Origin of the sequence: Massilia sp. ST3, from assembly GCF_018119405.1 — a bacterium.
Lineage (GTDB): Bacteria > Pseudomonadota > Gammaproteobacteria > Burkholderiales > Burkholderiaceae_D > Telluria.
Genome location: NZ_JAGPWC010000007.1, coordinates 63,040 through 75,775 on the forward strand (window position 1 = coordinate 63,040; position 12,736 = coordinate 75,775).

Below are 12,736 nucleotides of genomic sequence, written 5' to 3' on the forward strand. Positions count from 1 at the left end.
TGGAGCGTTTCACGCAGCGGCGCATTGACAGTCCTTTTGTGCTTGCCGAGCCGTCTGCCTTGCTCATCCCTCCAGAACTTTTGCCTGTTACCGGGCGCAATACATGACAACTCAACAACTTGTTCGTCCGTCGTCCCTGGCGGTAGCCGCCAGTTTTTTGCCTGAACGTTGGCAAAGTGACGTCGCGAAACAGCTTGCACCAGGGGAAAACGTTTTAAGCAGCGTGGAGGTTGACCTCGACGCGAAATTACGTTTCGTGAAGGGCCTGGTGGTGGTGACCAACCGCCGCCTGCTGGCCCACGCCCCGGGCGAGAGCGCCTGGCGCGACTGGCCGCTGCGCGCCGGCCTGGTGCTGCGCCACCACGACCACGCCGGCGTCGGCCACCTGGACCTGGTGGATGAACACAGCCTGCTGGCGTCCTGGCGGTTTACCCTGGGTCAGAACCTGCAGGCGATCCGCGTGGTCGACCAGTTCACCGACCAGGTCGAGAGCGTGGCCACCGGGGTGCCGGTGCAGCCGCCCGAGCAGCATACTTGTCCAAGTTGCAAGGCGCCGCTGGAGCCGAACCAGGAAGACTGCCCGATCTGCGAAAAAGTCCTGCACACCCCGCCGTCGACCTGGACCCTGTTCCGCCTGTGGCGTTTCGCCAGGCCGTACAAAGGCCAGCTGCTTGCTGGCTTCCTGCTGATGCTCGGTTCCACCGGGGCGCACATGATCCCGCCCTACCTGACCAAGCCGCTGATGGACAACGTCCTGATTCCGTACCAGAACGGCCAGACCATCGACACCTCGCTTGTCTATCTATATATGGGCGGCCTGTTCGGCGCCGCCATGCTGGCCTGGGCCCTTGGCTGGGGCAAGACCTATGTACTGGCGCTGGCGTCGGAGCGCATCAGCGCCGACCTGCGCTCGACCACCTACGAACACCTGCTGCGTCTGTCGCTCGAGTACTTCGGCGGCAAGCGCACCGGCGACCTGATGTCGCGCATCGGCAGCGGCTCGGACCGGATCAGTGTCTTCCTGTCGCTGCACCTGCTCGACTTCCTGTCGGACGTCCTCCTGATCATCATGACGGGCGTGATCCTGTTCAGCATGAATCCCTGGCTGGCGCTGGTCACCCTGGTTCCGCTGCCCTTCATCGCCTGGATGATTCATGTGGTGCGCGACAAGCTGCGCACCGGTTTCGAGAAGATCGACCGGGTCTGGGGCGAGGTCACCAACGTGCTGGCCGATACCATTCCCGGCATCCGGGTGGTCAAGGCCTTCGCCCAGGAAAAGCGCGAAGCCGCCCGCTTCCGCGAAGCCAACAAGCACAACCTGGCCGTCAACGACAAGCTGAACAAGGTCTGGTCGCTGTTCTCGCCGACCGTCTCGCTGCTGACCGAGATCGGCCTGCTGGTGATCTGGTGCTTCGGCATCTGGCAGGTCTCGCGCGGCGACATCACGGTGGGCACCCTGACCGCCTTCATCGCCTACAGCGGCCGCTTCTACGTGAAGCTCGATTCCATGAGCCGCATCGTCTCGGTGACGCAGAAGTCGGCCTCGGCCGCCAAGCGCATCTTCGACATCCTCGACCATGTGTCGAGCGTGCCGGACCCGGCCAACCCGATCAAGGTGGACAAGGTCCGCGGCGAGATCGAGCTGCGCGAAGTCGGCTTCCGCTACGGCAACCGCGCCGTCAACCGCGGCATCTCGCTCAAGATCAAGGCCGGCGAGATGGTCGGGCTGGTCGGCCACAGCGGTTCGGGCAAATCGACCCTGGTCAACCTGATCTGCCGCTTCTACGACGTGGCCGAAGGCGCGATCCTGCTCGACGGCAAGGACATCCGCTCCTTCGCCGTGGCCGACTACCGCCGCAACATCGGCCTGGTGCTGCAGGAGCCTTTCCTGTTCTTCGGCACGATTGCCGAGAACATCGCCTACGGCAAACCGGGCGCCAGCCGCGAGGAGATCATCGCCGCGGCGCGCGCGGCCCACGCCCATGAGTTCATCCTGCGCCTGCCGCAAGGCTACGACTCGATGGTGGGCGAGCGCGGCCAGGGCCTGTCGGGCGGCGAACGCCAGCGCATCTCGATCGCGCGTGCGCTGCTGATCGACCCGCCGATCCTGATCCTGGACGAGGCGACTTCGTCGGTGGACTCGGAAACCGAGAAGGAAATCCAGAAGGCGCTCGACAACCTGGTGCAAGGCCGCACCACCATCGCCATCGCGCACCGCCTGTCGACCCTGCATCGCGCCGACCGCCTGGTCGTGCTCGACCGCGGCGTGGTGGTGGAAGAGGGCAACCACGACGAGCTGATGGCGCGCGAAGGCGCCTACCACCGCCTCTACGAAGCGCAGGCGCGCAACGTGGACCAGGACATGGACGACAAGGACGACTGATGAGCAATTTCCAACTGCGGCGCGACGCCTTCGGCAAGCTGGTGATCACCCTTGACGGCGGCGAGGAACACGTCGGCGTGATCCCCGTGCGCGCCTTCCCCATCCAGGCGCCGACCAGGGGTATCTCGCTGGTGCGCGACGGGGGCAAGGAAGTGGCCTGGATCGACGACCTGGCGGAGGTGCCGGAGCAGATCCGCACCCTGGTGCAGGAAGAGATCGAGGGACGCGAATTCATTCCCGAGATCCTGCACATCAGGGAAGTGTCGAGCTTCGCGACGCCCTGCACCTGGTATGTGAAGACCGACCGCGGGGAGACCGAGTTCGTGCTCAAGGTGGATGAGGATATCCGGCGGGTGGGCGATGCCTCGCTGCTGGTGGCGGATAGCCATGGGATCAACTTCCTGGTGCGGGATATGTACAAGATTGATAAGCACAGCAGGAAGATTCTGGATCGGTTTCTCTGATCGGTAGCGCTATCGGCTGTTCCGGCAAACTTGGGTCCCCGCGAAGGCGGGGACCCAAGTTTGCAGCACACCTCCCACGTTCGACAACTCCCTCTAATCCCTCCCTTGCCCCGCCACGAACCAGCGTGCTAACTTAGTTAACACGTTAACGATCCCGGAGCGCCCCATGCAGCTCACCGAACCCGCCATCCCCGTCGCCCGCACCACCCTGGCCGCCACCTGCCGCACCGTGCCCAACGCCGCAGGCGTGGTCCTGATCCACCCCGCCACCGCCGTCACCCAGGGCTTCTACGCCGCCTTCGCCGACTACCTGGCCGGCCGCGGCCTGAACGTGATCACCTACGACTACCGCGGCACCGGCCGCTCGCGCCCGGCCAGCCTGCGCGGCGTGGAGGTCACCATGGCCGACTGGATCGACGAAGACGTTCCCGCCGTTACCGCCTGGGCGAAGTCGCAGTTCCCGGAGCTGCCGCTGGTCGCCGTCGGCCACAGCGTCGGCGGCCACGCGCTGGCGCTGTCGCCCTCCACCAACGGGCTGCGCGCCGCCATGCTGGTCGCGGCCCATGCCGGCGCCACCCATACCGTGCGCGGCTGGTTCGAGCGCCAGCGGGTGCGCTTCGTGCTCAGCGTGCTGGCGCCGGTGCTGTGCCGGGTGCTGGGCTATATGCCGGGCAAGCGCATCGGCCTGGGCGAGGACCTGCCGCGCGGCGTGATGCTGCAGTGGTCGGGCTGGTGCGCCAGCCGGCGCTATTTCTTCGACGACCCCAAGGTCGACGCCGCGCGCCGCATGGCGCAGGTGCGCGTCCCGCTCCAGGTGCTGAGCTTTACGGATGACCCCTGGGCCAACCCGGCGGCGGTCGACATGCTGGTCTCGCCGTTGCCGCAGGCCCGCCTCCAGCGGCGCGAGGTCGCTCCGCGCGAGGCGGGCGTGCCGGGCATCGGCCACATGGGCTTCTTCCGCCGCCGCTGCGAGGCCGGCCTGTGGGCGGAGGCCGCCGACTGGCTGCTGGCGCACTGCAGCCAGGAAGAGAGGGCGCATGCCTGAGCAGAAACCGCGTTTCGTCGCCCTGGTCAACCGCGCCCAGCGCGCCATGCAGCGCTGGATCGAAGGCCGTCCCGAAGCCTGGGAAGGCGCCAGCGCGGCACAGGCCGGGCTGCTGTTCCTGCTGGCCTCGCGCGAGGACGCCGCGATCGGCGAGATCGCGCAGGCGCTCGACGTGGCGCCGGCCGCCGTGACCAATTTGTCCAAGCGCATGCAGGCGGCCGGCATGGTCGAGCGTGTGGGCGACGCCCATGACGCCCGCCTGACGCGCCTGCGCCTGAGCGAACAGGGCAGGGAAGCGAGCCGCCTGGCGACCGGCGCGCTGGCGGAACTGAACGCCAAGCTCAGCGCCGGCTTCACCCCGCAGGAGCTCAGCGTCGTGGCCCGCTGGCTCGACCAGGCGACCCGTCTTTGACGGGCGCGTTGCGCCGGTCTGTACGTGCTCCCACATACCTCGCCACCGATCCCGCGTAGAGTCTTCCCATCGGCCGTAGGCCATCGGAGGACTCATGGATTCCATCAACCAACAACAGCCCGAGCAGAACCGCCGTGACCTGAGCGGCGTCGAGGCGATCGAACGCGTCAAGAACATGACCAAGGACGCCGACACCTGCTTTTTCTCGACCAATGCCAGCCTGGGACCGAGCCGCGGCGTGCGCCCGATGAGCGTGCGCGAGGCGGACGACAACGGCGCCCTGTGGTTCCTCAGCAGCATCGACAGCCACAAGAACCAGGAACTGGTGATCGATCCGAACGTGAAGCTCTACTTCCAGGTCAGCAAGCATTCCGGCTTCCTCGAACTCGACGGCAAGGCCGAGATCTCGCAGGACAAGGCCCAGATCAAGCGCCTGTGGAACTTCATGCTACGCACCTGGTTCACCGAGGGCGAGGACGATCCGCGCATCACGGTCATCAAGGTGACGCCGCGCAGCGGCTACTACTGGGATAACAAGCACGGCGATGCGGTGGCCGGGGCCAAGGTGGCCGTTGGGGCCGTGGTGGGCAAGACGCTCGACGATTCGATCGAGGGGCGGCTGACCTTCAGCTAGATTCGGAAGAGGTGGATAAATCCGTACGCCAGTCCCGCGACATTAGAACGTCGTTCCGGCGCAGGCCGGAACCCAAGTTTGCACGCTCACCAGCGCGCAACGAACTTGGACCCCGGCCTTCGCCGGGGTGACGGTCTTATGGCTGGTGGCTGCGAATACCGCAGTGAGCTTCTAGCCGCCCATGCACGCAATCATCGTCACCATCGGCTCAGCCGGCGACCTTTTCCCCTTCCTCTGGATAGGCACAGCCCTGCACGCGAGCGGCCACCGCGTCGATTTCCTGGGGCCCACCCAGCACGCACCCTACGTCAGCCAGGCCGGCCTGCCTTTCCACGGCCTGCCCGCCGACCCGGCGGTGCTCGACCACCCCGACCTGTGGCACCCGACCCGCGGCCTGGCCGTCGTCTGGCGCGCGACACGCCCCGCCATGGCCGAGCTGCCCGCCTTCATGGATGCGCTGCCGCCGGGCGAGGCGCGCCTGCTGCTGGCCCACCCGCTGGCCTTGCCCGAGGCCGACCTGTGCCGCGCCACCCACCCCGGCCTGAAGATCGCGGCCGCCTACCTGGCGCCTTCGAACCTGCCCACCGTGCACGATCCGCTGATGCTCGGCCCCTGGCGCGTGCCGCGCTGGGTGCCGCATGGCGTCCGCCGCTGGCTCTGGCGCAGCCTGGGCGCACGGCTGATCGACCCGGTCGCACTGCCGGACGTGAACGCGGCCCGTACCAAGCGCGGCTTGCCGCCCGTGGACGGGCTCATCGAGTACATCTCCGGCATCCCCGACCTGTCCATCACCCTGTTTCCGGAATGGTTCGCGCCGACCCAGCCGGACTGGCCGAAGCCCCTGTTCCGCACCGGCTTCCCGCTCTACGATCCGGCGCCGGATGCCGGCTTGCGCCCCGAGCTGCAAGCCTTCCTGGCAGCCGGGCCGCCGCCCGTGGCCTTCACGCCCGGCACCGGCAACCGCCAGGCCGGCCGCTACTTCGCCGCCGCAGCGCAGGCGCTGCGCACACTCGGACTGCGCGGCCTGTTCCTGACCCCGCAACGCGACCAGCTTCCCGCGTCCTTACCGGACGACATCCTGTGGCAGGACTACGTGCCGCTCAAGGCCCTGCTGCCCCACGTAGCCGCGCTGACCCACCATGGCGGCATCGGCACCACGGCCGAGGCCTTGCGCGCCGGCACGCCCCAGCTGGTCGTGCCGCTGGCCCACGATCAGTTCGACAACGCAGCGCGGGTGGTGGCCCTCGGCGCCGGGGCCAGCCTGCATGCGGCGCGTGTGACGCCTGCGCGCATGGCGCAGGCCTTAGGGCAGGTCGTCGGGAAGGAAGAGATGACGCGGGGTTGCCGCGAGGCCAGCATGCGCTTCAATGCGCCCACCGGCATCGACGCGCTGTGCGCCCGCCTGGAAGCCCTGGCCGCGGCCTAGGGCCACTGTTGGGAATCGCACCGACGCCGGGACCTGGCTGCGCTCTAATGCCACATCGTCGATGATGCTGGAGGGCACATGCCCAACAAGAAACACAACCAGGCCGGACAGGACCCCACCCCCGAGGGCTATGTGCGCGTGCGCGGCGCGCGCGAGCACAACCTGAAGAACGTCAGCCTCGACATCCCGCGCGGCGCGCTGGTGGTGTTCACCGGCGTGTCCGGTTCCGGCAAGTCCTCGCTGGCCTTCGGCACCCTGTACGCGGAAGCCCAGCGGCGCTACCTGGAATCGGTCTCGCCCTATGCGCGCCGCCTGTTCCACCAGATGCCGGTGCCGGAAGTGGACGAGATCGAAGGCCTGCCACCCGCCGTCGCCCTGCAGCAGCAGCGCGGCACGCCGACCGCCCGTTCCTCGGTGGGCAGCGTCAGCACCCTGTCGAATTCCCTGCGCATGCTGTACTCGCGCGCCGGCGACTATCCCCCGGGGCAGGAGCTGCTGTACGCGGAATCCTTCTCGCCCAACACCGCGCAGGGCGCCTGTCCGCGCTGCTCGGGCCTGGGCCGCATCTACGACGTCACCGAGCAGTCGATGGTGCCTGACGACAGCCTCACCATCCGCGAGCGCGCCATCGCCGCCTGGCCGCCGGCCTGGCACGGCCAGAACCTGCGCGACATCCTGGTGACCCTGGGCTACGACGTCGACACGCCCTGGCGCGACCTGCCGCGCAAGGACCGCGACTGGATCCTGTACACCGAGGAGAGCCCGACCGTGCCGGTGTACGCCGGCCTCACGCCGAAGGAGACGCGCGCCGCCCTGCGGCGCAAGGAGACGCCCAGCTACCAGGGCACCTTCACCGGCGTGCGCCGCTACGTGCTGCAGACCTTCGCCAATACCGAGAGCGCGTCGATGAAGAAGCGCGTGGCCCGCTACATGGTCAGCACCGCCTGCCCGGAGTGCGAGGGCAAGCGCCTGCGCAAGGAATCGCTGTCGGTCACCTTCGCCGGCGCCGACATCGCCGAGATCTCGCGCATGCCGCTCGAACGCCTGGCCGCGCTGCTGCGTCCCTATGCGGAAGGCAAGGACAAGGACACCGGCGGGCTGTACGCCGAGCAGGTGGTGGTGCGGCGCCGCATCGCGGCCGACCTGTATGCGCGCCTGGAAGTGCTGCTGGCCCTGGGCCTGGGCTACCTGGCGCTGGAACGCAGCACGCCGACCCTGTCGCCGGGCGAGCTGCAGCGCCTGCGCCTGGCCACCCAGGTGCGTTCCAGCCTGTTCGGCGTGGTCTACGTGCTGGACGAGCCCTCGGCCGGCCTGCACCCGGCCGACACCGAGGCCCTGCTCGACGCCCTGGCCCAGCTCAAGGCGGCCGGCAATTCGCTGTTCGTGGTCGAGCACGCGCTGGACGTGATCCGCCAGGCCGACTGGCTGGTCGACGTCGGCCCCATGGCGGGCGAGCGCGGCGGCCAGATCCTGTACAGCGGCGAGCCTGGCGGCCTGCGCAAGGTCGACAAGTCGCAGACCCGGCGCTACCTGTTCGACGAGGCGCCGCTGCCCCAACGCGCGCCGCGCACGCCCACCGGCTGGCTCAAGCTCGAAGGCGTGCGCCGGAACAACCTGCACGGCATCGACGTTGCCTTCCCGCTGGGCGTGCTCACCAGCGTCACCGGCGTGTCCGGTTCGGGGAAATCCAGCCTGGTCAGCCAGGTGCTGGTGGAACTGGTGAGCGCGGCGCTCGGCCACGCGCCCGTGGAAGAAGAGGAGACGCCGGGCGAGCCGAGCCTGGAGCAGGAGGAGGAATTGCCGCTGGAAGGCCGCATCGCCAGCGGCATGGAGGGCGTGCGGCGCCTGGTGCGGGTGGACCAGAAGCCGATCGGCCGCACTCCGCGTTCCAACCTGGCCACTTACACCGGCCTGTTCGACCAGGTGCGCAAGCTGTTCGCCGCCACGCCGGACGCGCGCAAGCGCCGCTACGACGCCGGCCGCTTTTCCTTCAACGTCGCCAAGGGCCGCTGCGAGCACTGCGCGGGTGAAGGTTTCGTGATGGTCGAGCTGCTGTTCCTGCCCAGCGTGTACGCCCCTTGCCCCACCTGCGAAGGCGCGCGCTACAACGCCAAGACCCTGGAAGTGACCTACCGCGGCCGCAACATCGCCGAGGTGCTCGGCATGACGGTGGGGGAGGCGATCGCCTTCTTCAAGGACGAGCCCCTGGTCGAACGCTCGCTCGAGGTGCTGGCCGAGGTGGGCCTGGACTACCTGCGCCTGGGCCAGCCGGCCACCGAGCTGTCCGGGGGCGAAGCCCAGCGCATCAAGCTGGCGGCCGAGCTGCAGCGCGCCACGCGCGGCAACGCCCTGTACGTGCTGGACGAGCCGACCACCGGCCTGCATCCGCTCGATGCCGACCGGCTGATGGTGCAGCTCAACCGGCTGGTCGATGCGGGCAATACCGTGATCGTGGTCGAGCACACCATGCGCGTGGTGGCGGGCAGCGACTGGGTGATCGACATCGGGCCGGGGGCGGGCGACGCCGGCGGCAAGCTGGTGGCCTGCGGTCCGCCGGGGGAGGTGGCCAGGAACAAGACGAGCCGGACGGCGCCCTACCTGCGCAAGCATATCCCGTAGGGTGGACGGCTCTGCCGTCCACGCGGTGACAGGTATCGGCTTCGTTATCGCGTCGGTGCCGGCATACGGAGGTTGAACGCGTGGACGGGGGACCCGTCCACCCTACGGTCACGGATCGTAGTTCTTTGTATTTACTAAAAAAATTCAGATTTCCGCCCCTTCAAACAGCTGAGCAGCACGCTCGTGCTAACCCCTCTCTCCAGTGTGCGCCAAAAATCTTGTTTGAGTTACACTTTGGATATTTTTTTCCTAACAAACACTCAAACGCATGACCGGCTCCTCCATCGATAACAACGAGTTTCGCCGCATTCTCACCCGTAACGTAGCTTTGCCGCTGGGAATGAGCGTCCTGAGCGCCGTCGTGTTCGTCGCCCTGATCGCCTACCTGATCAACGTCCTCAACTGGGTCGAACACTCGGAACGGGTAATCGGCAACGCCCACGAAGTCAGCAAGCTGTCCTCCGACATGGAGGCGGGCATGCGCGGTTACCTGCTGTCCGGCGACGAAGCCTTCCTGTCGCCCTACCTGCTGGCATCGCAGCGGGTCGAGGACGGCCTGAGCTCGCTGGCGGAGCTGGTCAAGGACAGTCCTCTGCAGTCCGAGCGCCTGCGCAGGATCCAGGCCGCCCAGAAGCAGTGGAACCAGTACGCCACCGAAATGATCGCGCGCCGCCGTGTCGGCGCGGACGTGCTCGAGTCGGTGCGCAGCGGCCGCGGCAAGGTCCTGACCGACGAGGTGCGCAGTAATTACAGCGAATTCGTCACGGTCGAATCGCGCCTGCTCCAGGAGCGCAATGCGAATGCGCGCCGTGTCGTGTTCTGGTCGGTGGCGACCTTCCTGGTGTTCAGCGTGGCGGTCGGCATCGGCCTGGCCCTGTTCGGACGCCGCCAGCTGGTGAGCCTGTCGACCAGCTACCGCGAGGTGCTCGAGCACGAGGCCGAGCACAACGCCGAGCTGCGCCACCAGACCTGGCTGCGCACCGGCCAGACCGAGCTGGCCACCCAGAGCGCCGGCATCCACAACCTCGAACCGCTGGCCGAGGCGGTGCTGGGCTATGTCACCCGCTACCTCGACGGCGCGGTGGCCTCCATGTATGTGCGCAACGACGAGGGCGTGCTGCGCCGCATCGGCGCCTTCGGCTTCGCCTACGACGGCAACGACCATGCCAAGGTGATCCAGCCGTCCGAATCGCTGGCCAGCAAGGCGGCCGCAGACAACCGCCTGATGGTCCTGCGCGACCTGCCGGAAGGCTATATCAAGGTCGCCTCAAGCCTGGGCGATACCCCGCCGCGCGCCCTGATCATCGCCCCGGTGCACAACCACGGCAAGGTCAAGGGCGTGATCGAAATCGGCTTCCTGCGCGAGGTGACGGAGCGCGACCGCGAATTCATGGAGCAGATCGCGGCTGCGGTCGGATCCTCGATCGCGGCGGTGGTCTACCGCCAGCGCCTGCAGCACGCGCTCGAAGAGGCCCAGACCCTGAACGAGGAACTGCAGGTGCAGCAGGAAGAACTGCGCACCGCCAACGAGGAGCTGGAAGAGCAGTCGCGCGCCCTGGAAGAATCGCAGACCGCGCTGGAAAACCAGCAGGCCGAGCTGCGCACCACCAACGACCAGCTGGCCGAGCAGGCCCTGGCGCTGGACATGAAGAACGCGGCGCTCACCGGCGCCCAGGAGCAGCTGCAGCAGCGCGCCCTTGAGCTGGAACGCGCCAGCCGCTACAAGTCGGAATTCCTGGCCAATATGTCGCACGAGCTGCGCACGCCGCTCAACAGCTCGCTGATCCTGGCCAAGCTGCTGGCCGATAACGCCGGCGGCAACCTCACCGACGAGCAGGTGCGCTTCGCCCACACGATCTACTCGGCCGGCAACGACCTGCTCCAGCTGATTAACGACATCCTGGACATTTCCAAGGTCGAAGCGGGCAAGCTCGACCTGGTGCCGGAAGACGTGCCGGTGCGGCGCGTGGTCGAGGGCCTGGCGCGCACCTTCGAGCCGCTGGCCCGCCACAAGCACCTCGACTTCAAGGTCAATATTGCGCCGGACGTGCCGGCCACCCTGCACACCGACCGCCAGCGCATCGAACAGATCCTCAAGAACCTGCTGTCGAACGCGGTCAAGTTCACCGACAAGGGCGCGGTCAGCCTGTCGGTGGCCCTCGGCAGCGAAGGCATGCTGGCCTTCCGCGTGCAGGACAGCGGCATCGGCATCGCCCAGGACCAGCAGGAAAAGATCTTCGACGCCTTCCACCAGGCCGACGGCACCACCAGCCGCCGCTTCGGCGGCACCGGCCTGGGCCTGTCGATCTCGCGCGACCTCACCCGTCTGCTGGGCGGCACCGTGAGCGTGTCCAGCACCCCGGGCGAGGGCAGCGTGTTCACCCTGGAGCTGCCGCGCGGCGGCGTGCCGGCGCTGGCCAGCCCGGCCCCGGCCTCCGCCTTCGAGCCGGCCCCTCAGCCTGCGCCGGTGGCGGCGATGCCTGTGCCGGCGGCCGCGCCGGCCCAGCAGTTCGAACCGGCCGAATCCTTCCCGGACGACCGCGACGAACAGGCGGACGGGCGCCGCACCGTGCTGGTGGTCGAGGACGAGCCGGAGTTCGCGCGCATTCTCTACGACCTGGCGCACGAGATGGAATACCGCTGCCTGGTGGCGCAGTCGGCCGACGAGGGCCTGGCCCTGGCCGCCAGCCAGAAGCCCGATGCGGTGCTGCTCGACGTCCGCCTGCCTGACCGCTCCGGCCTGACGGTGCTGCAGCAACTGAAGGACAACCCGTCCACCCGCCACATCCCGGTGCACGTGGTGTCGAGCATGGAGAACGGCGGCGAGGCCCTGCACCTGGGCGCCATCGGCTACGCCCTGAAGCCCACCTCGCGCGAGCAGCTGGAAGAGGTGTTCCGCAAGCTGCAGGAAAAATCGAGCCAGAAGATCAAGCGCGTGCTGCTGGTCGAGGATGACGAGCGCCAGCGCGAGAGCGTGGTGCAGCTGATCGCCGACGACGACGTCGAGATCGCCCCGGTGGGCACCGCCGGCGAGGCCCTGGACCTGCTGCGCAGGGAGATCTTCGACTGCATGATCATCGACCTCAAGCTGCCCGACATGCAGGGCAGGGAACTGCTGGAGCGGATGTCGGGCGAGGAGCTGTGCTCCTTCCCGCCGGTGATCGTATACACCGGCCGCAACCTGACGCGCGACGAGGAAGCCGAACTGCTGCGCTACTCGCGCTCGATCATCATCAAGGGCGCGCGTTCGCCCGAGCGCCTGCTGGACGAGGTGACCCTGTTCCTGCACAAGGTCGAGTCCGAGCTCTCGTCCGAGCGCCAGACCATGCTCAAGGCCGTGCGCGGACGCGACCGCGTGTTCGAAGGGCGTACCATCCTGCTGGTGGACGACGACGTGCGCAATGTGTTCGCCCTGACCAGTGCATTGGAGCAGCGCGGCGCCAGGGTCGAGGTGGGCCGGAACGGCTACGAGGCGCTCGAGAAACTCGACGCGGTGCCGGGCATCGACCTGGTGTTGATGGACGTCATGATGCCGGGCATGGACGGACTGGAGGCAACCCGCCGCATCCGCCAGGATGAGCGCTTCGAGCGCCTGCCGATCATCGCCATCACGGCCAAGGCCATGAAGGACGACCAGGAGCAGTGCCTCGCGGCCGGCGCCAACGACTACCTGGCCAAGCCGATCGACCTGACCAGGCTGTACTCGCTGCTGCGCGTGTGGATGCCGGCCCTGGAGCGGATTTGACAAGCGAT

The 12,736-nt window shown here is 67.8% G+C and carries 8 protein-coding genes; all 8 read left to right on the forward strand.

Going from position 1 to position 12,736, the window contains the following annotated elements:
- Positions 1-103: 103 nt before the first annotated feature.
- The 8 genes from KBW98_RS04015 (at position 104) to KBW98_RS04050 (ending at position 12,728) form a co-directional block, all read left to right on the forward strand.
- On the forward strand, positions 104-2,383 hold the full coding sequence (locus tag KBW98_RS04015; protein WP_229428965.1) for an ABC transporter ATP-binding protein: 2,280 nt from the start codon (positions 104-106) through the stop codon (positions 2,381-2,383).
- Complete coding sequence (locus KBW98_RS04020) at positions 2,383-2,847, forward strand: DUF1854 domain-containing protein (RefSeq protein WP_211518844.1); 465 nt, start codon at positions 2,383-2,385, stop codon at positions 2,845-2,847. The genes KBW98_RS04015 and KBW98_RS04020 overlap by 1 nt, the downstream gene beginning before the upstream one ends.
- 166 nt (positions 2,848-3,013) lie before the next feature.
- The gene (locus tag KBW98_RS04025; RefSeq protein WP_211518845.1) at positions 3,014-3,892 is read left to right on the forward strand and encodes an alpha/beta fold hydrolase; all 879 of its coding nucleotides are present in this window, start codon (positions 3,014-3,016) and stop codon (positions 3,890-3,892) included.
- Positions 3,885-4,304 carry a MarR family winged helix-turn-helix transcriptional regulator gene (locus tag KBW98_RS04030; protein ID WP_211518846.1) on the forward strand — a complete coding sequence of 140 codons (420 nt, stop codon included), beginning with the start codon at positions 3,885-3,887 and terminating at the stop codon, positions 4,302-4,304. The genes KBW98_RS04025 and KBW98_RS04030 overlap by 8 nt, the downstream gene beginning before the upstream one ends.
- Before the next feature lie 94 nt (positions 4,305-4,398).
- Positions 4,399-4,938: a pyridoxamine 5'-phosphate oxidase family protein gene (locus KBW98_RS04035; RefSeq protein ID WP_211518847.1), complete on the forward strand. Its 540-nt coding sequence runs from the start codon at positions 4,399-4,401 to the stop codon at positions 4,936-4,938.
- A gap of 181 nt (positions 4,939-5,119) precedes the next feature.
- Positions 5,120-6,364, forward strand: coding sequence for a glycosyltransferase (locus KBW98_RS04040; RefSeq protein ID WP_211518848.1), 1,245 nt, complete (start codon positions 5,120-5,122; stop codon positions 6,362-6,364).
- 78 nt (positions 6,365-6,442) lie between these two features.
- Positions 6,443-8,983: an excinuclease ABC subunit UvrA gene (locus KBW98_RS04045; protein ID WP_211518849.1), complete on the forward strand. Its 2,541-nt coding sequence runs from the start codon at positions 6,443-6,445 to the stop codon at positions 8,981-8,983.
- Between the two features lie 268 nt (positions 8,984-9,251).
- Positions 9,252-12,728: a response regulator gene (locus KBW98_RS04050; RefSeq protein WP_211518850.1), complete on the forward strand. Its 3,477-nt coding sequence runs from the start codon at positions 9,252-9,254 to the stop codon at positions 12,726-12,728.
- Positions 12,729-12,736: the final 8 nt, after the last annotated feature.